The 23,815-nt window shown below is 44.0% G+C and carries 17 protein-coding genes and 1 pseudogene; 3 read left to right on the top strand and 15 right to left on the bottom strand.

What is annotated here, in order from left to right:
* Positions 1-15: 15 nt before the first annotated feature.
* Positions 16-660: a collagen-like protein gene (locus tag M3191_RS00930; RefSeq protein ID WP_251697576.1), complete on the top strand. Its 645-nt coding sequence runs from the start codon at positions 16-18 to the stop codon at positions 658-660.
* Between the two features lie 188 nt (positions 661-848).
* Here M3191_RS00930 and M3191_RS00935 read toward each other — a convergent pair whose 3' ends face one another.
* The 10 genes from M3191_RS00935 to M3191_RS00980 form a co-directional block, all read right to left on the bottom strand.
* Positions 849-2,192 (bottom strand): M20/M25/M40 family metallo-hydrolase, encoded by a 1,344-nt coding sequence (locus M3191_RS00935; protein WP_251697577.1) that lies wholly within the window; start codon positions 2,190-2,192, stop codon positions 849-851.
* 3 nt (positions 2,193-2,195) lie between these two features.
* Positions 2,196-3,458, bottom strand: a complete 1,263-nt coding sequence (locus M3191_RS00940) for a M20/M25/M40 family metallo-hydrolase (protein WP_251697578.1) — start codon at positions 3,456-3,458, stop codon at positions 2,196-2,198.
* Positions 3,455-5,263, bottom strand: coding sequence for a S9 family peptidase (locus M3191_RS00945; protein ID WP_251697579.1), 1,809 nt, complete (start codon positions 5,261-5,263; stop codon positions 3,455-3,457). The genes M3191_RS00940 and M3191_RS00945 overlap by 4 nt, the downstream gene beginning before the upstream one ends.
* A 12-nt stretch (positions 5,264-5,275) precedes the next feature.
* On the bottom strand, positions 5,276-6,265 hold the full coding sequence (locus tag M3191_RS00950) for an ABC transporter ATP-binding protein (protein ID WP_251697580.1): 990 nt from the start codon (positions 6,263-6,265) through the stop codon (positions 5,276-5,278).
* Positions 6,252-7,271 carry an ABC transporter ATP-binding protein gene (locus M3191_RS00955; RefSeq protein WP_251697581.1) on the bottom strand — a complete coding sequence of 340 codons (1,020 nt, stop codon included), beginning with the start codon at positions 7,269-7,271 and terminating at the stop codon, positions 6,252-6,254. Before M3191_RS00955 ends, M3191_RS00950 begins: the two co-directional genes overlap by 14 nt.
* A 33-nt stretch (positions 7,272-7,304) precedes the next feature.
* A complete protein-coding gene (locus M3191_RS00960; RefSeq protein ID WP_251697582.1) occupies positions 7,305-8,210 on the bottom strand; it encodes an ABC transporter permease in 906 nt (301 codons plus the stop codon).
* A gap of 16 nt (positions 8,211-8,226) precedes the next feature.
* The gene (locus tag M3191_RS00965) at positions 8,227-9,177 is read right to left on the bottom strand and encodes an ABC transporter permease (protein ID WP_251697583.1); all 951 of its coding nucleotides are present in this window, start codon (positions 9,175-9,177) and stop codon (positions 8,227-8,229) included.
* 73 nt (positions 9,178-9,250) lie between these two features.
* Positions 9,251-10,870 carry an ABC transporter substrate-binding protein gene (locus M3191_RS00970; protein ID WP_251697584.1) on the bottom strand — a complete coding sequence of 540 codons (1,620 nt, stop codon included), beginning with the start codon at positions 10,868-10,870 and terminating at the stop codon, positions 9,251-9,253.
* Entirely contained in the window at positions 10,867-12,177 is a 1,311-nt protein-coding gene (locus M3191_RS00975) for a CapA family protein (RefSeq protein WP_251697585.1), read from the bottom strand. The genes M3191_RS00970 and M3191_RS00975 overlap by 4 nt, the downstream gene beginning before the upstream one ends.
* A gap of 189 nt (positions 12,178-12,366) precedes the next feature.
* On the bottom strand, positions 12,367-13,665 hold the full coding sequence (locus M3191_RS00980; protein ID WP_251697586.1) for a hypothetical protein: 1,299 nt from the start codon (positions 13,663-13,665) through the stop codon (positions 12,367-12,369).
* A 325-nt stretch (positions 13,666-13,990) separates the two neighbouring features.
* Between M3191_RS00980 and M3191_RS00985 the strand changes: the two are divergent.
* Both M3191_RS00985 and M3191_RS00990 read left to right on the top strand, forming a co-directional pair.
* Positions 13,991-14,062: pseudogene (locus M3191_RS00985) on the top strand (VOC family protein); the annotation flags it as partial.
* Between the two features lie 17 nt (positions 14,063-14,079).
* Positions 14,080-14,799, top strand: a complete 720-nt coding sequence (locus M3191_RS00990; protein ID WP_251697587.1) for a hypothetical protein — start codon at positions 14,080-14,082, stop codon at positions 14,797-14,799.
* Here the strand turns inward: M3191_RS00990 and M3191_RS00995 are convergent.
* From M3191_RS00995 to M3191_RS01015, 5 genes are all read right to left on the bottom strand, one after another.
* Complete coding sequence (locus M3191_RS00995; protein WP_251697588.1) at positions 14,746-19,239, bottom strand: hypothetical protein; 4,494 nt, start codon at positions 19,237-19,239, stop codon at positions 14,746-14,748. The genes M3191_RS00990 and M3191_RS00995 overlap by 54 nt on opposite strands.
* Positions 19,175-19,978, bottom strand: a complete 804-nt coding sequence (locus tag M3191_RS01000) for a DUF6063 family protein (protein ID WP_251697589.1) — start codon at positions 19,976-19,978, stop codon at positions 19,175-19,177. Before M3191_RS01000 ends, M3191_RS00995 begins: the two co-directional genes overlap by 65 nt.
* 3 nt (positions 19,979-19,981) lie before the next feature.
* Complete coding sequence (locus M3191_RS01005; protein WP_251697590.1) at positions 19,982-21,460, bottom strand: hypothetical protein; 1,479 nt, start codon at positions 21,458-21,460, stop codon at positions 19,982-19,984.
* A complete protein-coding gene (locus tag M3191_RS01010; RefSeq protein WP_251697591.1) occupies positions 21,450-22,544 on the bottom strand; it encodes a Wadjet anti-phage system protein JetD domain-containing protein in 1,095 nt (364 codons plus the stop codon). Before M3191_RS01010 ends, M3191_RS01005 begins: the two co-directional genes overlap by 11 nt.
* Before the next feature lie 295 nt (positions 22,545-22,839).
* A complete protein-coding gene (locus tag M3191_RS01015) occupies positions 22,840-23,811 on the bottom strand; it encodes a 2-hydroxyacid dehydrogenase (protein WP_251697592.1) in 972 nt (323 codons plus the stop codon).
* Positions 23,812-23,815: the final 4 nt, after the last annotated feature.

Consider the following 23,815-nt stretch of genomic DNA (forward strand, 5'->3'; position numbering starts at 1 on the left):
AAAGGAGGAAAATTAATGGAGCGGTGTCCAAAATGTAATGAAGATTTCTTCTGTAAATGTGGTAGTGAAAACAGAGGACGAAGAGGTCCGCGGGGCTATCAAGGACCACAAGGGGAACCGGGGCGCCCCGGACCCAAAGGGGAACAAGGTCCACCTGGGCCAAAAGGAGATCGGGGACCCCGGGGTTATCAAGGACCGGATGGCCAGAAAGGAGAACGGGGTGAACGAGGCGAAACAGGACCTCAAGGACCACAAGGGGAACGCGGGCCTGCCGGGACGTTTGATACGACATACGGATATGCCTATACAACAACGAAAAGCTCGGCGTCAGGGACTGTCAATTTCCAAATTGCCGGACCGTTACAAGACATTAAAGTCGTTCGCAACGGATTACAAGCTTTAAAGGATGGAATTTACCAAATTAGCTACACCGTCGTTCTGGAATCGAAAGTCATCAGCTGCACCCCTTCAGCATTTCGGATGAAAATAAATGACAACATCCATGTCCATTCATCCGTAACGGAATCCTTGATTTCCACAACATTGACAAACACCCAACTAGTCTCCTTACAGGAAGGCGACATCGTCCAACTGATCGCCGAATTACAAGAACATTGCAGCTATAAAATGGCCAGTCTGCAACTTATGCGGATTGGATAGGTACACAAAGGAAGAGGTGCCTATGCAAGGCACATTTATGACAATTCAACTAAAAGTATAAATAAACAGATAAAAGCCGGTCATTTCCCTGAATGACCGGCTTCCCAAGTTAACAATATACAATTGTAGTGAATAAACTGAATAGTATGCTGCACAGGCACCCGTTTGAGCACCGGTTTGAAGCAACTTCACTTCGCAAAATTATGCATGACCAGTGCCATGAACTTTATGCCTTCGAAATAGTCATCGACATAAATGCTTTCATTGGGTGCATGATTTTTGGAGTTTGCATGGCCTACTCCGAAGCCTGCGGAAGGGATGCCGAACTTCTGGCAAAAATTATACATCGGTCCGGTGCCTGCCTGGGAGCGCAGCAATTGTGGTTCTTTTCCGTAAAACTCCTTCGCACTGTTCTTGATTGTTTCCACAAGAGGATCTTCAATGTCTGTCGTGGCGGCCCGGGTGCCTTTCAGTGGTACTACTCTAATGTCATCAAACCCATGTTTCAGCAAATGAATCTGCAATAACTCCAGAATTTCATCGGGATCCTGTTCCGAAACGAGACGGAAATCCAGCTTTACTTTGGCAACGGAAGGGAGTACCGTTTTCGAGCCGGGTCCAGTGTACCCTGATTCGATTCCGCAAATCGTGCACGTCGGCTGGAAGATCAATTTCTCTTTCAAGTCAAACCCTGACAATCCGTTGATATATTGAGACAAGCCCAGTTGCTCGAGCTCCTCCTCTTCGTTGTACTCCATCCCTTCCGTCAACTTGCGTTCCGCTTCTGTCAAAGGAAGGACCTTATCATAGAAGCCCTCGATCAGGATTTCATCTTTTTCATTCTTCAATGAAGCAAGCGCCCAAACTAATCGCCAAGCAGGATTTTCAACAATTGCGGCCCTTCCGGAATGCAAGTCGGTATTAGCGCCCATTGCATGCAGTTCAACGTAGAGCATGCCTTTACAGCCAAGACTTACTTGCAGATTCCCTTCCACGTCCTTGAAGCCATTTTCCCATATATTCGCATCCGCACGTATCATATCAATATACTTATCAGCAAATGCCTCCAAATTAGGACTGCCGATTTCCTCCTCGCCTTCCACGATGAACTTCAAGTTCACAGGCAAGTCCCCATACACTTGCTTATATGCGTGAACTGCACAAATTCTCGCCATAAGTGTTCCCTTGTTGTCCGCAACACCTCTTGCAAATAGTTTCCCATCTCTTATTTCAGGCGAAAAGGGTGGACTTTCCCATAATTCAATCGGATCTTCCGGTTGAACATCATAATGATTATACAGAGATAGCGTCCTCTTACTCTCGGACTTCAATTCTCCAAAAACAATCGGATTCCCATCCGTTACAATCACTTTCACGTCCGCATGCAAATCCTCTAAGTGCTTCTGCACGAGCAAGACCGTTTCAACGATTCCGCGATTTTGAGCAGCGACGCTGGGCATCTTGCAAATTTCCATTAACCATTCAAGGTACATTTCCTTATTGTCATCAATGAATTGATACACTTTTTCCATAAGTTAACCTTTTGCTATTTCCGCTTGACGTTTCGCAAGCAATGGTTCAATCGTTTCCCCGCAACCAAGAAGACCAACAACTGTCAGCAGGATTTTTTGCGCGCCGATATGAGCGTCTGTCGGGTTAAAGTATTCGTTCAGTGTATGGAATCCTCCCGCGTCCCCTCCGCCGCCTAGCGTAACGGCCGGAATGCCGAGATTGATTGGCACATTGGAATCTGTACTCGATGCATCTTCCAAAACCGGTTCAAATCCTAATTCACTTGCTGCCGCCATCGATGTTTGTACAATGTCCGCCTCATGGCTTTGGCTGCCCGCCGGTCGATTTCCAACCAATTCGATGTCCACTGTCACTTCGCCAGGCTTCCCTCTGAATGAATTCTCATCAGCCGTAGCCTGCTGTACTATTTCAAGCACCTTCGACTCAAGTTTCGCCAACTCTTCCTCTGAGTTGGAACGCAGATCAAGGATCATCTTACCCGACTCCGATATCGTGTTGACCGAAGTTCCGCCCCTAATGACACCGACATTATACGTTGTCTTAGGATTAGTAGGCGTCTCCAATACGGAAATTCCAGCAATCGCTCTTCCAAGCGCGTGAATTGGATTCGCTTTCCCAAAACTGCCGAAACTATGTCCCCCAGGCCCTTTGTATGTAACGGCATACCGTTTACTGCCCGTTCCCAAATAGGTGATCCTCTCAGGCGACCCAGGTTCGACGGAAATGAATCCATCAATATCATCACGTGTTGCAAATAGATGCTTCACCCCACGTAAATCTCCGAGCCCTTCCTCCCCGACTGTCGCCCCGACAATCAAATCGCCTTTCATCTCAACATCCGCATGATTCAGCGCACGAAGAATTGTTAGGACAACTGCCAACCCACGGCCATCATCCGCAATTCCCGGTGCATACACCTTTCCGTCAATCCACTTTGCCTGAACATCGGTACCTGCTGGAAAAACGGTATCGAGATGTGCACTAAGTACGAGCGAAGGTCCATCCCCGGTTCCTTTTCGGATGCCGAACACATTCCCCACTTCATCCACCTGGATATCCTGAACACCCAATTGCTGAAGTTTTTCCTTATATGCCTTCCCGCGGATCCATTCATTGAATGTCGGGGCTTCAATTCCTGTTAGCTCGATTTGCTCGTTCGTCGTCGCGTCATTATCCGACTTCAAAAACGCGAGTGCTTTTTTCACTCTTTCATCATTTGCAAGCGCTTTGACTGTCTTAACGACTTCCGGCTTCATTGCATTCATAGTGACAAGTCCCCCACTTTCGAAGTATTTAGATGACGATCAAAAAACTCAACTGTCTTCGTATGCAACGCAATATGATTCCCAATCTTCTCTGTCTGATGGCCCTCATCTTCGAAGACAACCAATTCGACTTCCCGCTCTAATGTCTTTAAATCGGCAACGAGCTGCTCCGCTTCGCTTACTGGCACACGCGTATCATTCCTGCCGTGGAAAACGAGCAACGGCGCTGTAATTTTATGCGTTAAATTCATAGGAGCAGTTTCATCGAAGTACTCGCTGTACTTCTCAAGGGAGCCGTATTCACACTCACGCAAATACCTCCGCCACTCCCCTGTATTCGTCAAGAAGGTCTTCAAATTGGACATCCCGACGATATCGATGCCGGCAGCCCATAGATCCGGGTAGTGCGTCAATGCGGACAACACCATGAACCCGCCATAGCTTCTGCCCATAATGCCGATCCTACCGTGATCAACAGTATGGGATGCAGCTAGATCTTTTGCCAAACTTGCCAAGTCCGCCACTGCGTCCATCCTTTTATCCGCGTCATCCAGCTTCAAATAGTTCCTGCCGTACCCGTTGCTCCCCCGGATATTCGGGACCGCTACCGCGAAACCTTTGTACACAAGATACTGCAGAACAGGATTGTACTCCGCCTTCGACTGTCCTTCAGGTCCTCCATGCACGTAGATGACAGCAGGCTTCTGTCCTTCCTCGTCTTTATTATAAAAGAAATACGGAATCTCCAAGCCGTCAAAAGATTGATAGGTGTGCAGTTCGGGTTCTATCCAACACTTGCCTACGGACTTCGATCGCCCTAAGAATGTCAGTCGCTCCACTTTCTTCGCAGTCAAATCATATTTCCAAATATCTCCCGGATCCGTAGGGGTTTTAAGTGTAAATAAAAATGATTGATTCGATAGCCATGACATTGACCCGATAACGCCTTCCGGAAGCGAATCAATTACTTCACAAGTCTGTTGACCTGGGTAATAAACACCTAATCTAGTAATGCCGCCTTCATTCAATGTAAATGAAAGCTTTTCTCCATCCGGCGAAAGTGCAATCTCTTCCATATCCCATTTCTCCCAATGGAGAAGCTTTTCAAGGCTGCCGGGATCTCGTAATGAAAACCTGCATAAATGCAACGTATCCTCATTTGCATCCGTAAGGACGAACCCTTCGTCTTTCCTGATTACCGGGGACAGTATACGGGCAAGTGCCCCGTCCGGACCAAGACGCACCTTTTCCTTCGTTCGGATATTAACGATATAAACGGAACTATCGATATTCGTTTCCTTGATGCTAATAAAAATCGATTCGTCATCCAGCCAACCGAGCGGAACACAATTCCTGTCGCACGTAAAAACCTGCTCCACTTCTTTCGTATCCACGTCGATAATGAACACATCGAAATAACCGGGATGACGACGGTTGCTGGAATAGGATAGATGCCGGCCGTCTTTTGACCAGCCACCGACATAATGGAAATGATCAGTTGATTCCATGAGAACTTCAGGATTGCTTCCGGTCACGTCAACGATATACAGTTGCTGCTTTTCATTCCCCTTGCTATCCACCCCGATGACTGTCCGGTCTCCTGCAGGTGAATGATGAACGCTCATTACGCGGTCATGCATGTCTATGAATTGGAACGGCTCGCCAGTTGCGTCGAGCTTCCATACTTGAGGGATTCCTGTCATCTTCGAAAGGAAAGTGAATGTTTCTGTCCCCTGTACAACCTTCGCTTCGTATGCAGAGTTCACTGTTAAAAAATCCAATAATAGTTTCTCTTCATCAGTCATCAATGGCCCTCCTTAGTCATATAAATGGCAAGCGACAAAATGATCCTGCCCAACTTCCTTATTGAGCGGTTGAACCGTTTTGCACTTATCCATTACGAACGGACAGCGAGTATGAAATACGCAGCCCGACGGCGGATTCAGCGGGGACGGGATTTCGCCTTTTAGCGTAATCCGTTCTCGCTTGATGCGTGGATTCGGCATCGGCACCGCGGATAAAAGAGCTTGCGTATATGGATGCAATGGCTTTCCGATAAGGTTATCCGTCGGCGCAGTCTCCACCATTTTTCCAAGATACATTACACCGATCCGATCGGAGATATGTCGCACGACACTAATGTCATGTGCAATGAACAAATACGTTAAGTTGAATTCCTTTTGCATTCTCTGTAATAGATTCACGATTTGGGATTGGATAGATACATCCAATGCGGAAACCGGTTCATCACAAATGATTAATTTCGGATTGGCGATCAATGCACGCGCCAGCCCGATCCGTTGCCGTTGCCCACCGGAAAACTCGTGCGGAAAACGATAAAAGTGGTCAAGCTGCAGGCCGACTTTCTGCATAATATCCATTACACGTTCCGTATGGTCTTTCCGCTGTCCAAGTTTATGGACGATCAACGGCTCTTGGAGTGTACTCCCGATCCTTTTACGCGGGTTTAATGAAGAATACGGATCCTGGAACACCATTTGGATTTCTTCACGCGTCTTCCTAAGCTGTTTACCGGATTGTCCGAAGATGTCCACATTCCGATACACTGCCTTTCCCTCGGTCGGCTCGGTCAACCGCATGATCGTCCTTCCAGTTGTGCTTTTCCCGCAGCCCGATTCACCGACAAGCCCAAACGTCTCCCCTTCATATAACGTAAAACTTACATCATCAACCGCTTTCACATACTGTTGGGTCCCGCCGAACATCCCCAGGCCTTTCACTGGAAAGTATTTTTTCAACCCCTGCACTTCAAGCAGTACCTTCTTTTCGGTTTCAGCTTGTAACATACACTGGCGCCTCCTCTTGCTCTGCTATTTTCTCCGCATGCCAGCATCGGACCTTCTGACCTTCTCCTACCACCCTGAGATCAGGCATTTTCGATTGGCAAAGTTCATCAGCAAATTGGCATCTCTCCGCGAATCGGCAACCGACCGGTACATTTTCGAGGGACGGCACTGTTCCTGAAATGACATGTAATTCCTCTTTCCTGTCGCCATCCATATGCGGGATCGATTTAATAAGGCCTTTCGTATACGGGTGCATCGGATTTTCAAATAAATTCAGGATATCCGCCTCTTCGACGATTTGGCCCAAGTACATAACGACGACCCGATCACAAAGGCCTGCGACAACCCCTAAATCATGCGTAATGAAGATGACCCCCATATCAAAGCGCTTATTAATGTCTTCAATCAGGTCCAATATCTGGGATTGAATCGTGACATCCAATGCAGTTGTCGGTTCGTCTGCAATGAGCAGTCTCGGTTTGCATGCAAGTGACATGGCAATCATGACACGCTGCCTCATTCCGCCGGATAATTGGTGCGGATAATCATGCACCCGTTTTTCAGGGGATGGAATGCCTGTCAGCTTCAGCATTTCAATTGCCTGCTCAAATGCAGCCTCTTTTGTGATTTTCTCATGCAGCATAAGAGCTTCAGCGATTTGAAAACCGATTGTCAATACTGGATTCAATGAACTAAGCGGGTCTTGAAAGATCATGGAAATTTCATTGCCGCGAGCATGTCTCATTTCGGATTTGGATAACTTCAATAAATCTATATCACCTTTGAATAAGACTTCGCCTTCATATTTCACTAAATATTTTTCGTCAAATAGCCGAAGAATGGACTGGGATGTCACACTTTTCCCGCATCCCGATTCCCCTACAATCCCCAATATTTCACCTTTATCAACATGAAAAGAGACATCATCGACTGCGGTCACTCGGCCGTTTTCCGTATTAAAGTGCGTCTTCAGATTTTTCACTTCAAGTAATTTTTCCCGACTCATTCTAGCACCCTCCTTTTTCACTTAAATCCAGTGTCATTTGCTTGTATGAGGATCGATATAATCCCGGATGCCATCACCTAATAAATTCAAACCGAAAACCGATAGCACAATTAGAATCCCTGGGAAAACAGTCATCCACCAAGCATTAAATATGAATACTTTTCCGTCATGCAAGATGTTGCCCCAGCTTGGATCCGGAGCCGGTATCCCTGCTCCAAGGAAACTCAAAGCCGCTTCGGTAATAATGGCATCTGCAAAAATGAAAGAAGCCTGGACGATCAATGGAGCAACTGTATTCGGCGCAATATGCAACACGATGATCCGCCACGTTTTTGCCCCTTGTGCACGAATGGCTTCTATATACGTTTCTTCACGTATTACAATTGCTGCTGAACGGACGACACGAGCGACGTTCGGTACGAATACAATCGTCAATGCGAGGATGACGTTTTCCATTTTAGGGCCAAGAGCCGCCACCAAAGCGATTGCAAGCAAAACTCCTGGAATCGCCATCAACCCGTCGCATATTCTCATCAATACGTTATCGAGCGCTTTGAAATAGCTCGCCAGCAAACCGATCAGCATTCCAAAGAAACAAGCGAGGAGGGAGACTGACAATCCGACGCTAAGGGACACGCGTGCACCATACGCCATGCGGGTGAGCAAATCCCGTCCAAAGTTGTCAGTACCAAGAAAATGTTGGGCACCAGGAGCCATTAATCGATCCGTCACAACCATTTCGTACGGGTCGTACGGAACAAATATCGGACCGAAAACCGCAAGCAATGTCAATAACACCATGATGATTCCGCCAAACAGAATGCCCCGATTGCGTATCAGTCTTCGAAACAGGAGTTTTTTCTGATGGCGTTTTAATCGTTTCTTCGCAAGAATGAATTCATCTTTCAACAGTTTGTCTTGTTCCTGAGCTACATGCACATGATTCCCTCCCCCATCATTTCTTGTTCAATCTGACCCGCGGATCAATGACACCATATAGTAAGTCGACGATTAGATTGATCAGCACATAGGTGCATGTGACGAATAGAACTACGCCTTGAATAACCGCATAATCTCTCCGTTCAACTGAATTGATGATCAATTGTCCGATTCCAGGGATGTTGAAAATCGTTTCCGTCACGACAGCCCCTGCAATCAGCGAGCCGAATGTCTGTCCGATGACTGTGAGGATGGGTAGAAACGCATTTCGCAACGTATGGCGCGTAATGATCAAATATTCGTGGACCCCTTTTGAACGGGCTGTCTTTATGTAATTCATGTTCAAAACTTCAAGCAAGCTTGAACGGGTCATTCTTGCAATAAGCGCCGCATGCATGGAACCAAGTGCAATGGATGGCAAGATCAGATATTTGATATGTCCAAAAAACCCATCGGTAATAGGCTGATAGCCGGCTACAGGGAGCCAGCGCAGCTTGACGCCAAAAAGCAGGATTAGAAACAAGCCAAGCAGAAAACTTGGAACGCTCATTCCAATCAATGAAATTCCCATAACAGTTCTGTCTGTATTCGTGCCTCTGCGTGTCGCCGCCAAAATACCGATAGGAATCGAAATGAGCAGCGAGATGGTTCCTGCAATGATCGCCACTGAAATGGTTGGAGCTAAATGGCTTACAATCGCTTCCGTCACAGGTTGCCGCATGAAATATGAAGTGCCTAGATCCCCTTGGAGGGCATTTCCAATCCAATGAAAGTACTGTGTCAAAATCGGGAGATCGAGTCCCATATCGGCGCGCATAGCTTGAATCTGTTCTTCCGTCGCTTCTTCACCAAGCACCAATGAAGCTGGATCGCCCGGTGTTAAATGGATGATCATGAAAATGACGATTGAAACGATGAACAGGACCGGGATGAGCGATAGCAACCGTTTGAGAAAATACATCTTCATAAGCAGTTCCTCCTTTTCATTTCAGATAAGAGATCGGCCCTTATTCATAAGGGCCGACTTTTTCCTTTATCAATTATTTAGTTTTCTTCACTTCCCAGAGGAGCGCTGTATTGAATATTGTCAAATCCTCCAACTTATCTGTTGCCGATATAACTGAAGCATAATGACCGAACTGCGTGTGGGGAACATATTCATTCCACATATAGGATTGCAGATCGCTCCATTTCTCCTTTGCTTCTTCCTTAGTTGCAGCTACACGGATTTCATCTAATGTAGTCGAAATCTTTTCATCATTTGTCCATCCCGGCCAATCGGGGTTGACAGCGAGTAATTGCGATGGCGTAGTTACATAACTGATTCCCGCAACCATCAAATCCCAGTTTTCAGGACCATTCCGCTTATCCAGCAATGTTGGCCAGTCATAGATTTCAAGTTTTGCGTTGACACCCATTTTTGAAAGTTGTTCTTTCAACACGACGGCTGAATTGTAATGGTGATCATAATCCCCAGTCGCATAAAGGATAACTTCTTCGTTGTTATAGCCGGCTTCTTTCAATAATTGCTTCGCCTTTTCAACATCGCCCAAGTTATAGACCTCTTTGCCCGCATCCGTTGCCCAGTCGGCATTTTCCGGACTCATGAAGTTCGGGCTCAACTTGAATAATTTCTCATTTCCAACTGCCGCAAGCATGACGGAATGTGAGTCAATACCGGCATTAATCGCTTTGCGAAGGTCCGGATTTGTCATGATTCCTGATTTTTTATTGTAAACGAGACTGATTGCCCCTTTGTCAAATGGCGAAAACGTTTGCAAATTGCTTGTAGTCACTAATTGCTCATAGCTGTCGAATGGCATATTCAGAGCAATATCGTATTCCCCCGTTTGGACTCCCGCCATTCTAGTCGATGAATCTGTGACAATATGGAATTCCACATCATCGACGTAAACTGTCTTGCTGCCAACCAATCCGTCCGGCTCACCTTCAGCAGGCGAGTAGTCATCGAATTTTGTCAAATGAATGAAACGGTCTTGCTTCCAATCGGTGAATTTGAATGGACCCGTACCGATATACTCGGAGACACCGTCAGTGCCTGCAGATGCAAGTACTTCAGCGGGCATGATAGCTGGAAACTGCCCTCTTCCTGCCATGACGTCAAGCACATCTGTAACAGCGTTCTGCAGCTTTAGCACAACCGTATAGTCATCCTCTTTTTCAAAAGTTGAACCGGCCAGTAACACCTTTGCCCTTGACGACTTTTCCACCCATCTGTTCATGGAAGCGACGACGTCATCTGCGGTCATTTCCTTGCCATTATGGAATTTTATGCCTTTCCGTAGTTTGAATGTATATGTTAGGCCGTCATCACTTTTTTCAACAGTTTCTGCAAGAACCGGCTCAGCCTGCTGCTTACTGTTTTGGGCTACAAGTGTTTCGTAAATGTTCAGCGAAACATCGATCGCATCAGAAGATGTTGTCAAATGGACATCTAATGTCGGCGGCTGTGCACTCATCGCAACTTTTAATGTACCCCCATATTCCGCTTCTGCAGAACCCTCGCCATCCTTTGGCTCATCCTTACTGCAACCAACAAGTGCAAAAACAAATAATGCCACAATCAAAAGGACAAACTTCTTCATCATTCCATTCCTCCCATTTTCACTTTTATAGGAAAGCGCTTTCTTTTCATTCATACATACACCCCTTTCTTCAACAGTACCTTTCCAACCCCCTCCTCTATGTGAATCTCAGTACCGTATGGTGCCGATAATTCTGACAGTCGCTCCAAAACAGCTGTATTATCACTAAGGACTGGCCATCCGCGCTCAAACCTTTTCTTTCCAAACCCAAGTTCCAGCGGATGCAGATTCAATTCTGTAAGCTCCCCATTCTCCATCTTCCAAATCGGCAAGACGGACTCCCATATTTTCGGATTAACGCCCAGGCCGATCGAGTTGTCTTTGCTTCTGACATCCAAAGCATCCGCAACAGTATTCGTATGTGATAGATCATAAGCCTGGTAAAAATCGGCTGGCAGGTGGGTTACTGTGTCATTTTGGAAAATGAAGTTTCCGAGACTATAAAAAATTGGCCTATTCTTATAAACTTCGATGCCACGTACTAGATGAGGGCCGTGACCGACGACTGCATGCGCCCCTTCGTCAATGCATGCCCTCGCAAAAGTCTCCAGGAACTGTGCAGGTTGTTCTTTATCATCCGCTAGCATTTCATGTGCATGGATGCTGACAAGTACATAGTTCGCTTGCCTTTTCGCTTCACGGATCGCCTGTAAAATCCGGTTCATATCGTTCGGAATAGGCGATGTCGTCTTCCCCTCTTGCTTCTCTTCCTTGAACAGATGCCCGCCAAATTCGAATAGACCATCTTTCCGTTCAACCTTGAATCCCTCTTTAATGCTCATATCACGGACTGCGTTGATCTTCGTTGAACTAGCAATCTTTTTTAAGTGTGCGAGCTGCTCTTGCGTAACATGATAAATAGTTTGATAGCGAAGAGGATTGATGCCTGGCCTTCCGATCATATCGGGCCGTTGGTCACCAGCCACCCAAGACTCGTGGAATGTCGACGTAGCTGCAATCATGGCTACACGACCAGCTTCCGTCTCCAAATACCTCGGTTCACTTGCACTTGCAAGGTTCAATCCAGCTCCGCCATGAACAAACTCATACGTATCCAAATTCCGTTCTGTAGCCTTCAAACCTTCAATGGAATAATCCAACGTATGGTTATTCACCCAACCGACCAAGTTAAAACCGTAATCTTTGATGTCTTGCAAAGCAGCCGGCTTGGTTTTCGCCCAAGTCCCTCCACTCACCGCCCCAGGGATTCCTTCACCATCATGCACAGTAATTTCCAAATTGGTGAAACGCACATCAGCCTTTTTCAGTAAACCGGATAACTCCAAAAAGCTTTTATCCTTGCCCGGCAACCTCCTTGTAATGAATGTGTCTCCAGTAGCTGTAAAGATCATCTCTCCCATTCTTCTTCCCTCCACACCAATTAAGGAATTGTCCCTTATTGTTCCGTTAATAATAATGAATATAGAATAGTTTGTCAATAGTATATTTTCTTGGTTTTCAATTAAGTAAAAAAATACTAACTTTGGCGTAGTGTCATAAATACTGACACTACGCCAAAGTTAGTATGCTAATTGAATAGAAGAATCTATTTATTTTTCTATGAATAGTAATTTAAATACTTTGCGGGGCCTGCCTTTTTGCCCCGATTGTTCTTCTCCGGAAATTTCAGCCATTCCGGCACTCTCCAATTCAGTCAGAATCCTTCTGGCATTCCGCTCCGTGCTGTTCATCCAGACTGCTAATTCTTTTGCAGTGATTTGCGTTTTCTTATAATGCAGAGCAAGCGACAGTAGCCGATTGACAGTAGCCGGACTAATCGTTGCTTGCGCCATTTTTTCACTCCATTTTGCATTGTAGTTGCGGTTATCATATGAAATGAAATTCTGTTGATCTTCGAACTCTGTTATCCGCTTGTTCTCATCTACAATAATAATGCTTTGACGTTGCTTCACCCGTGCATACTGTGTTGCCAGCCTTGCATTCTGCTCGGCTTCGAGTGATGTAATCCCATATCCGAGACCGATCCGGATCGTGAATTTACTCTGCACGCTCGCTTCCATGATTAAATCAAATAACGAATCCTTTTCCAACTGAAATTCCACTTCACCACGTGTTGTATAGATAAAATACCGGCCATCTCCTATTTCAACATATGAGCCGTTAATCTTCTCTGCAAAGTTGAGGAGCAGTTTTTTCAGTTCCAATTCTTTGTGCTTCATCTTATACGTAAAATGGCTTTCCAAATCAGATGGGGATATTTCAATCTCTAAAATGGCGATTTGCGCTTTCCGATACCATTGCGTCACCCCGCGCTGCTTCAAATATTGGATAATCAAACGGATGGCCATCATATCCGGAGTGACACGATAACAAGGTATACCGCTCTGGCGCAGCGAATTATACACACTGTTTATGCACGTTACAGCTATATCCACTTTGCCTTGTTCATAGAGTTTCGTATGGAACTCTATGAGCTCGGAATTCGGTACATACCCGGTATATGACAAGGAATGGATAGTGATCGAGCGCAAGGAAGTCTCCATCAATTCATCCGTCGACTGAATCGTATCCAAACTGATGTTTTTAAAAATCTTTTTTTCCTCCAACTGCGCTTCAAGCAACGTCCTATATACACTATTGCTATTTTTAGGGACAAAACTTCCCTCTTCACTAGTAATTAGCTTGTGATGCAATGCAAAATTATAAGGAGCCTGACCCGAAAAAAACCACTGATCTACAAACTCTTTATTTTGTGGAATGATCGTTTCGATGTCCTCCATTTTTTCATAGGGGAAAATCATTAATGTTACCTCATCAAACTCTTTAACAGCCTTCTTAACAATCTCAACCGAGTCATGAGGGCCAATAGCACCCAATCGAATCTTCAAATTCCTCCAACCCCCAAAATAATTCCCACTTTCATGCTAGTGTACCATTTACAGATATTGTGTGAAAAGAATTGTTCGGGAATTGTGTCGGTGCCTGTGCAAGGCATGTGTCGGTGCCCATGTGTCGGTGCCTGTGCAAGGCACATTTATGACAATTCAATAAAATACATTAATATACACGCAAGAAGCCAGTCAATTACGAATCGACTGGCTTTTCCTTTCAACAATATACAATTGTAGTTAATAAACTGAATAGTGTGGTGCACAGGCACTTCACTGCCAGCACCTTACCGGTTTTTTGAAATTAAAATTAAAGGAGGCAGTTATGGGGAGATTAGTTCATTTCGAACTACATGTGGATGACATGGAGAGGGCAAAGACGTTTAATGGGGAAGTTTTGTCACGCGCGCACAGATGGCATCATTCGTCGTACGTTCCGAAGATTTGGTGAAAGTCGCCAATTTCGCTGAAGAAACCAAAGCAAAAATCCGTGCCATCGTCCAAGAAAACAGCGTAATCGAAAAAGACGGAAAAAAAGTGTCACAAGCCTCTTATTATTCCAAGACGGACACACTAACGATGACTGCCTATAATCGCAACGATGGATTAAAAGCGATCCAGGGCCTCGGCTTCTTCTCTGACAAGATTTTGGCGCTCGGCGTTTCCCATATCCGCATCGCGGCCAGCCCCCTGATCAATGTCGTCGACAATCGCACCGCCGCCAAAGAGCAGCTCCATGACACCATGGTTGAACTGCTCAGAGCACCGAGCGAAACAACAAACGGAGACTTGATCGCTAACAATATTAAAGTCACGCTTTACGGCCAAAGCGAAGGCGTTCAGTTTTGGGAGTATTTTAAATGTGAATTTGCGGGTGTTTACCGGGGAGTGATGGATTTATCGGAAAAGACACCATACTCATCCAAGGAGCATGGTGTCCTCTTTTTATTTTTTAATACTTACTATATTAACTTCCCCCATTTCTTAGTATTTACTTACACTCAATTTTTTTTAGTGCAAAGCCAGCCAGTAAGAGTACAACGAGGGCTTTATAAGTGCGAATCCCACCGTATAGCCACCTTACCTTTGTTCACTAATAACAAAAAGTTTATCCTCTTTCAAGATGCTGTTTGACTTTTTATAACTACGTTGTCCCGCCTGAACTTCAGACACGACCTGGTCGATGCCTGAAGCGATCTCTTTTGCACTTAACTGGTAGCATACATCGAATTTTTGCAACAACTCCACTTTGACAAGCTCCGGCGGAGTGACGACTATCCATTGGAATTTCAATTCTTCTGCGACAGCCAGAATTGGATCGACAATGTGGTCACTAACAGCAACACTGAAAGGATTGTCCGTTATTAACAGTTTCCAGTTGCTGTTGTCTTCATTTGTACGCTTGAAGGACGTCAACATCATCATTATTAATGTCCTAGCGCTGAATAATTGGCCGCCGCTTCCGGATGGGTCAGTCTTGGAAGATTCGTTTATCGTTTCCCACTCTGTATAAAATTCCTCTTTGGATGGTTCATAAAGAAAGCTATTCTCTTCATGCAACCGGTATAGCCACAATGTCGGGTAATGGTAATTCAGCGCAGCAAATATGATATTTTTGGTGCTTATTTTCTCCTTGAATACCTTATGCGGGATATCCTTCATGTCTTGATAATCAGAAAATATTTCAGTGATTACTTTATCAAATAAATCACTGATTGCTCCTTCAATCTGCTCTGTATCCCGCGGGAGCATATTATCCCTTTTTAATTTGACTAGAGGGAAATCGAATCCATTTCTATTTCTGATCCGCATTGCCCGAATCATCTTCCGCAAATGTTCCACAATTTGAAGGGCATATTTACAAGCATGATCCACCCATTCCTGTTTTGCCTCTTCCGCCGTATTCCTTTCTTCTTCCGCTTCTGTAATTTCATTGTTTGCAAGTAAGTTCAAGCCAACAATAGATTCCATAGCTTCATCTGCGTCCTCAAAGTCCATGTCGCTATAAACTTTCAAGGCAACGTCTTTAATTTCGGCTGCCCAATTACTGCTTTCAAAAATCTTTCTCTTTTTTCGAAGAGTTGATTGGACCTCCTGCTTGCCTCGTTCCATATTAGTTTTCATGGACTTGAATGCCCGCACCCACTCCTCACTCACTCTGTCTGGTTCCTTTTTCACGCGTTTCTGCCAGTAAGAGTCCCGCATCCTTTCGTAGGCACTATTCAGCATATCTAATCTCGGTTCCACATCTTTATTGGCGCTAGCCAACTTTTCTAGTTTCTTCCCAAGTTCCACTATAATCAGATTTGAATCCTGAATATCCTTCCTAGTCTCTTCCAAGGCTTGCCTGAACTCAACTTTCATTTTTTCAAAATCACCTTCTTGCCATATTTCAGGCTTTCGCCTATACTCCCTATCATTTGTTGCTCTCAGCTCTTTTAATTCATGACCCAATCTGTCACTGTGCTTAACTTCATTTTCGATGGTTGTTTCTAAACGAAGAATGGTATCTTCAATCTCCTTCGTATGCCTCTTTGCCGTCATTAAACTTGCCTCCAATACCGAGATAAGCTCTCTAGGCACACGAAGCGTTCTCCACTCTTCAGCTAAGCTTGTAAGCTCCTCTTCCTTTTCATTGAGATATCGTTGTTTCTCTTGCAAGGTCGCGTCCAATCTAGCTAGTTCAATATCCAATTCCTGCATCTTTTGCTGTACGGTTTTCCATTTATAAATGTCGGCCATCAATTCTTCATCACCCATAGAGAAATCAGGCGGAGAATCCAGGAGATCTTCTGTATTTATTATGTCAATAGAACTTCTTGGAAGGACTTCTTTAACAGCATTCATCAATCCATTCTTCTTACTCTCCCAATCCTGCCGAGCTACATTAAAAGCGTCCCACTCTTGATCCAAAAGCTGCAACCCATCAATGTTATTGTTTATTTCAGTATCCAACCTGCTAATTACAAGCGCTAAATCCGATTGTCTCTGCTTTCTTTTCTCGTAGTCTTTGCTATTTTCCAACCAATGTTCCAATCTTGCTATCTCAACTTTCAAATTTTGAAGCAGTTGACCTAATTCTTCTATTTTATCCGACCCTGTTGCCAGTTCTTCTGACAGGGCTTTTTCACGTTGTTCAAATTCCTCTCTATTTTTTATTTTGAGGTTCCTTTCTGTCTCCAGATTCCTATATTGCTTTTCCAAAAGAACAGAGGACGCGCTTCGATCAAATGCTTCTAATTCAGCAATGATGGATCTTAGTTCCTCTACATAGCTATTCGCATAATCAATTCCCTCACGAATTTCCTCACTCTTTTCATGGAGTGCATGTTTGTGCGCTGTTAACTTTTCATCATGAACAGACAATTCTCTTGCTCGTCCGTCTAATAACAGGAACTGCATGTCACTTTCCATCTCCAAACGGTTGACCGAAAAAATCGGGACCGGGGAATGCAAGAATGTTTTATCGAGCTTTTTAATTTCATTCATGTACGGATGCTCTTGATGGAGCACAAGCAGACCATATTTAAGAAGAGGATGTTTCCTATTGAGTTCTTCTCGCTTTTCCGGCTCGTGTCGCTTTATATATTCATCTCCAAAGAGTACTGGAATGCCTCGCTCTTCAAGCAAGGACTTGACTTTGTATACTTCTTCATTCGGAATCAAAAAACGTTTTTCTTTTTGACTTGCCTGGAAGGCAATCTCATACCATTCGAGGCTTAACTGATTCAGATTCATTTCCCATTCTTTTTTCTTGCTGGTAAAAATCGGAATCTTCTCATCCATCCATCCCTGGAAATCCTTACATTCACTTGAAACAGTCCTTAGTGCCTTCCATCCTTTATGCAATAACAAATCTTCTTTTTCTTTTTGACCATTCCATTTCTTCTGCACCCGCTTCGCTTCTTTGTCGACCGACTGAATTTCCGCATTAAGAGTAGCTTGCTTATTCAGCAAGCGAACTCTATCTTCCGTCCTTTTCTTTTGAACTTCCATCAATTCAGTAATCTTTTTTGCTTCCTGCTCGTATAACTTAGTTCTCTCCGAATGAATTTCATCGATTCTAAAGTAGAAATACTCACCGTAAACTTTCTTCTCATTTTCTAAGTCCGACTCGAACTTCTTCACGAATTCTTCATGAACGCCATGCTCGATCTCATACTTATTTTGCTTCTTCTTTAAGGATTCCACTTTGTCATTTCCAGACTTCCGAGCTTCGCCAAGGTAGTTCCGATAAGCCGTGCTTTCCATAGCTATTCTGCAAATTTCTAGACATACAGCACTCCACTTGCGATCTATTTCATCCTCTAGTAAATCTTGGGCTTTTTTTGATTGACGGAATTCTTCAGCTTCCTTAATCGTCTCAATTTTCCTTCGAAAAACCTCGGCTTCCTGATGGAGCTCATCCCATTTCTTGATTCGCAAATGAAGTTCCGCCAGTTCCCTTTCCACAATATATTGTTCCTTCTTCTGTCCGCTTTCAGCTAATTGTTCTTTATAAGAATGGAGTGTTTCCATGCTATCCTGAAGTTCATAATGTTTAACGACATACTGAAGGTTCTGCTGCTTCCATTGCAGATTTTGCTTATGGTCAATCAATTTATCTAATTGATCTTGATGGTCGGTTCTGTCTTTTTCCAATTCGCTCATTTCATGCGAAATTGCCGTTAGGAGAGAATGCCCTCTCTCCACATGACGCTTGAATTTTTTCTTTTCTTTAATCAATTCCACCAAGCTTGAAGCCAGCTCATCATTGTGGCTCTTGATTTCCGCATAAGAAGCTGCATTCTTTTTCAGCTCAGGAAGATTCTTCGTAATAGAAGCGATGTTTTTGAATAAAGTGATAAGATCATTTTCTTCTCCACTTTCACTCAATCTGGCTTCAATTGCCGGGATGATCATTTTGGAGAAGAGCCCATGATTCGTCGTAGCATTTTTGTCGTTAAAATAGTACGTTACTCCGCCCTCGTATTGGTTAATATCAACCAATTGCTCCCAATCTTTTTTTATAATCCCGTAACTTTCAATAGTACTGTAGAACTTGGATTTCGTATTATCATTAAAGGTGAGGAATACTTTTTTGTTTTCCCTCAGATAGGCCAAAAACTCTTCATATGGCGTTGGAGCATCTTCCTCTTTGTCGTAAATGGGAAGATGTTCTATGGAAAACGGATCAAACAAACTACGGCCATATTCCCTGACAAACAGTGTATATAAAGGTTCTGAATCTCCTTTCCTATCCCACCGTGATGTCATTACGATTCCTGCCAATAAGCTCCTGTCCGCGTCAAGATGGAATTCAATGCAGCTATAGAACGTATACGGTTTAAATTTTCTATTCTTACCATAGAAAAAATGTTCTACTTTGTTTTTCCCTTGACTCCACGCTGTCTTTGGCAAAATAGGCTGGAATAATAGCTGAAGGAGAACCCCTTTCCCGAATGAGTTCCTCGCTGTGATGATGGTATTTTGTGGGCTTTCTTCATTGCTGAACTGAAAAGTCTTATCCTTATAAATTCTCGTTTGTTGCTTGTAACGCAAACCGACGATTCGAAACTTGTTTATGGCTGTCATTCATTTCCACCTCTTTCCTGCTTCTAGCTTCCAAAAGTGCATTCCGCAGCATCGTATACCGCTCATAGTTATGGAAAAGCCCTTCAATCCGTTCGAACAGCTCCTGGTACGCATAGACAGTCGGTTCCTCTCCCTCCACTATGACGGTGAGTAGACTTTCACTCTCAAGCAGACTGAGCGCCTTCTTCATAATGCTGAATTTATTTCTCATCGAGGCGGTCAGTTTATTGCCTTCATCCTTCAGATCCTTGCTCAACCAAAGCTCTATTTCCTCTCGAATGTTGACAGCCCATCTCTTCTCAAAGTCTTGATCAATCTCCAGCTGTTCTTTCCAAAAACTAAATACATTCGTTACGAGTTCTTCGAGCCGATATAAGGATAAGCCTTGTAATTCATAGCGGGAGCGAAGGGACAATTCACCGTCGATTTCACTGAGATAAATCATTAAAATATGACAAAGCAGATAAAATTCTTTTTTATTTTCAATGTCGCTATACTTCTCCTTCAGATGGGTGAACGATGTAGCAAAAACTGACTCTGTTCCATCGGCTATTAATTGAAGCTTATCCCGCCCTTCCAAAATGATTGTCCCGAAGCTATTTGCGATTTGATGCACAATGTCATACACATGCATGTCATCATAGTAAAACCGCAGGATACTTTCCTTCCGGCTGACCATTTTATGCCTCATCAGATAAGCGTAAATATCGGTTGCCATCTTGATCTTTTCACCAGCCATCATTCATCCTCCCCTTCTATAGCGCAGGACGTACGAAGACATCTGAATAGCATCCGTCTCGATCTTCTCCCCTGCTTCATATGCAGCGTAAAGCACCTTTCCCTCGAAGAAACGCAACTCTTTATCCATTTGCAGCAGCTTCTGCAGCAAGGTGAACCGCTCGTCGTTATACTGCCTGTCTGCTTGTATGTCCCCTATCTTCAACTCCGTTTGAGCAAATAGCGGCCAGAAGTCAATGGCATCACGGCTCCAATCGTCGAAAGAATGAATACTTGCCGCCCGGCATTCTCCCGTCTCTAATAACTCTTTAAATAGCGGATACCAACAAGTTAATACGACGTCCCAATCAATTTCATGGACATATTTATTCAATGGGTCCATCCCCTTGCCATCCAATTTGGTTTCTTCGAGTTTTTGCGCATCAATCAGTTCTTGTTCCTGCCACATCCATTCCATCGGGAATATAACGCCTTGTCTAGGTGCAAACAAGGGACCTATCAACAAATCATATAGTTCCTCATCTGGAATCCCATGCTTGTAAATATGCTTTTCCCATAGTTCTTCATGGAAGTTGGCAGTTTTCCGATAGACTAGAGAAAGCGGGTTGTTTTTTCGAATATCCAGTTCAAGGGCAATATTTTTATAGACCTCATCGGACAGACTCAAATGCAGCTTCGACGTCGAGAAAATCTTGCTCTCCAGCTCGATATGTTCCAAACGTGATAATTCATCGCCCTTCTCTATGATCTTTAAAGTCGATAACATTTTCCTGTATAATTCCTGAGCTTCCTCCGACTGATTCCGGACATCTTCTTTCGATTTTCGCCTTGCTTCCCTATTCGTTAGCAAAACTTTCGGGTTCCTTTCCAGCTCATGCGTATAATCCTTTTCTTTTGCCAATAAACGCTTTATCCGTAGCGTCAATGCATCCAATACGCCAACAGCCTGATGCACCCTACCGGCTCTAATCAGTTGCAGTGTGTATAACTGTTCAACACTCATATCCATCTCTTCTTCGAATTCCCGGGACATCAAGATCATCCGGATGCTCTCATCGGTCAGTTTATAAACGACTGTCCCTCTTTTTAATTTCGTATATTCCCTATCCTGAACCAAGTAAGTAAAACGCTGTTCCTCAAACTTCTGTTTTTCATTATTAAAATAAAGTCCTTTAAAGGAGTCCATCCGTTTACTGTCACCATAATAAAAAAGACCATTACCAATCCGCAACACATCGTCATCTATATAATTTAGTTCAAAGGTTTCAATTACTTTACGTATCACTTCATAGATATCATCCTTGGTTCGGGCTTCATCATCCCGCAACTCACGGTAGTATACTTCCAATAAAACACATAGCAAAATATCGCGGACATAACGGTTTAACGTCTCTCCAAGCTGCATGCCTGTCCCAAACAGGAAAATCGGGTTTAAAGACCGTTTCCTTTTCTCTATCCCGATCCAGATATCATCATTCAGCATATTGACCTTCCCCTTTTAGCAGAAAATCGATCGGCAATACTTCTTGCGGGATTCTTCTATTTTCATCCCACATTTGCTTAGCGATCGCAATAAAATCAGGCTGGTCATTCCCCATTTCTTCAAGGAAGTAGTTAAAATGATGAGTGTCTTTCCGCTGTTCTTTCTTTATTGCAATCGGATGCGGACATTGTTCAACCATCTTGCAGTAAATAGGTTTAGCTAAAGTGATGTCGAAATCCGGATTTTTCATTTTCAAGCGGGCATAGATTGAATAGCCTGCTGGATCCATATCCCCAACGTAAAAAATCTTGAATCCTTCATGGTCGACGATGTCTGTAATATACTTAATACTGAGTTCAATATGTGTACCCTCCGCATATATAATCATTTCAAAGTCCATGCCGATAATTGGCATATTTCTTTTAAACATCCTTCTGCTGGCGTGGAAAAAGGATAAGTTCTCAATGATTAAAACATGTTTAATCTCAGCAAAACCTCTTACTTTCGGGTGTACAAAATAGGAAAACGGCTCCCCATAGTTTCTTATCTTTAGTTCGGTTTCAGCTAGATTTAGCCTTTTCAAAAGATAGCGGCCCTCATTCTCCAGGAACTTCTCATCTTTGAATAATTGAAAACACCTACTAGCCTTTGATTCCCATTCCCATTCGTCTTTTGCCTTCAAAAACTGATAGATGCTTAAAACATGTTGCCATGTGGCCTCGCTCTGTTGCTCGGGATGTCTAATAAAATAACTTACATCCAACCGATCTGACACCAAAAAGATTTGTTGAGGTGTCCATGTAGGGATTGCCGGTGTCCTCAAGATTCTCCATTTGATAGGCAAAGGTGTCTTTCGCCCGTTTGTAGTTTTGCTAACTGACTTTACTGGTTCAATCTGAAAAGAGGAGTGTAGATCTTGGATAATAGAATAAAATGCCTTATAACCTCCCGCATCTATATAATCATTCAGACTATCATGTCTATCGATAACATAATCCTCCAAGTCAGAAATGCTGAAACCTACTCTTTTTCGTTGTTGTAGATAATTTATTACCAATGCTTTCATTCTTTCATTCTTATACAACCTTCATTCACCTTCTTTCTATACTTCTGTTTGACATTACAGCTGTGATAAAGGACATTTAATTATTTGTACTGATGACCGTCTTTTACCACTAATAGCTTGATCTCGCTCGAAGTGCATCGATGCACTCACTCCACCATTCCGTCTATTTGCGTTTTTATGAATTATCAATTAATTATATCAACTTATTAACTAGTTATCTAGCGGTTGGTATGCCACATCCCATAAGGAACATGATTTAAATGCAAAAAGGACCTATCCATTGAGGTCCTTTTCGTTCTACAATTATCGTCCACTAAACCCTACCAGCTACAACCTCTCCATTAATCAAAGCCCCCGGCCGCTCACCCGTCAACGCCGCAATCAGGTCTCGGCAAGCCATCTTCTCCATATTCGCACGAGTCTCCGCGGTCGCAGATCCGATATGTGGGAGGGTGACGAGATTCGTTATGTCTAGGAACGGATGATTCTTGGCGATAGGCTCCTGTACGTACACATCCAATCCAGCAGCAAGGATTTCACCGTCCTTCAATGCAGCCTCCAAATCGTCCTCGTTCACTAAGCCGCCTCTTGATCCGTTTATGAAAATAGCGCTTTTCTTCATTAATTCAAACTCGCGGCGGCTCATCATTCCGATGGTTTCCGGAGTTTGCGGTGCCATCAAGCAGACAAAATCAGCTTGGCGTAATAGGTCGTCCATTTCCAAGTAGGTTGCATCAAACTCTTTTTCCGCCTCTACATTCCTAGAGCGATTATGATAGAGTATGTCCATCTGGAACCCGAAGCTCGCACGCCTCGCAATCGCCTGCCCGATTTTCCCCATCCCGATGATACCGAGCTTTTTCCCGTGAACATCCACTCCGAACAGAGAAGGATGTAGTCGTGAATTCCAATGTCCTTCTTTCACAAACTTATCGAGTTCGGGAATTCTTCTAGCTGTCGCAATCAACAGGCCGAAAATGGCATCAGCGGTTGTTTCGGTCAGGACGTCTGGTGTGTTGGTTGCCATAATTCCCCGCTTTGTCAGTTCCTCAACATCTAGATTGTCATACCCTACCGAGATGTTTGAGACGACTTTTAGTAAAGGTGCTCGTTCGAGAAGTCGGGCATCTACTTCCAGCCCTCTACCGATCAACCCTGTCGCTGTTAATAGCTTACTCGTGAATTCCGGACTATCCGGCCTGGCTGTCACAACAGTGAAGTGCCCGGCCAGTTCCCCTATTCGTTCTTCCGGAAGCGGACTGTAAATCAACACTTTTTCATTCAATTAA

Origin of the sequence: Sporosarcina luteola (assembly GCF_023715535.1) — a bacterium.
In the GTDB taxonomy this organism is placed as follows: domain Bacteria; phylum Bacillota; class Bacilli; order Bacillales_A; family Planococcaceae; genus Sporosarcina; species Sporosarcina luteola_B.

Excerpts from the sequence above, each read along its gene's own strand:
- M3191_RS00930 (WP_251697576.1), top strand. The coding sequence starts at position 16 with ATGGAGCGGTGTCCAAAATGTAATGAAGATTTCTTCTGTAAATGTGGT.
- M3191_RS00935 (WP_251697577.1), bottom strand. The coding sequence starts at position 2,192 with ATGGAAAAAGTGTATCAATTCATTGATGACAATAAGGAAATGTACCTT.
- M3191_RS00940 (WP_251697578.1), bottom strand. The coding sequence starts at position 3,458 with ATGAATGCAATGAAGCCGGAAGTCGTTAAGACAGTCAAAGCGCTTGCA.
- M3191_RS00945 (WP_251697579.1), bottom strand. The coding sequence starts at position 5,263 with ATGACTGATGAAGAGAAACTATTATTGGATTTTTTAACAGTGAACTCT.
- M3191_RS00950 (WP_251697580.1), bottom strand. The coding sequence starts at position 6,265 with ATGTTACAAGCTGAAACCGAAAAGAAGGTACTGCTTGAAGTGCAGGGG.
- M3191_RS00955 (WP_251697581.1), bottom strand. The coding sequence starts at position 7,271 with ATGAGTCGGGAAAAATTACTTGAAGTGAAAAATCTGAAGACGCACTTT.
- M3191_RS00965 (WP_251697583.1), bottom strand. The coding sequence starts at position 9,177 with ATGAAGATGTATTTTCTCAAACGGTTGCTATCGCTCATCCCGGTCCTG.
- M3191_RS00970 (WP_251697584.1), bottom strand. The coding sequence starts at position 10,870 with ATGAATGAAAAGAAAGCGCTTTCCTATAAAAGTGAAAATGGGAGGAAT.
- M3191_RS00975 (WP_251697585.1), bottom strand. The coding sequence starts at position 12,177 with ATGGGAGAGATGATCTTTACAGCTACTGGAGACACATTCATTACAAGG.
- M3191_RS00990 (WP_251697587.1), top strand. The coding sequence starts at position 14,080 with ATGGCATCATTCGTCGTACGTTCCGAAGATTTGGTGAAAGTCGCCAAT.
- M3191_RS00995 (WP_251697588.1), bottom strand. The coding sequence starts at position 19,239 with ATGACAGCCATAAACAAGTTTCGAATCGTCGGTTTGCGTTACAAGCAA.
- M3191_RS01000 (WP_251697589.1), bottom strand. The coding sequence starts at position 19,978 with ATGGCTGGTGAAAAGATCAAGATGGCAACCGATATTTACGCTTATCTG.
- M3191_RS01005 (WP_251697590.1), bottom strand. The coding sequence starts at position 21,460 with ATGCTGAATGATGATATCTGGATCGGGATAGAGAAAAGGAAACGGTCT.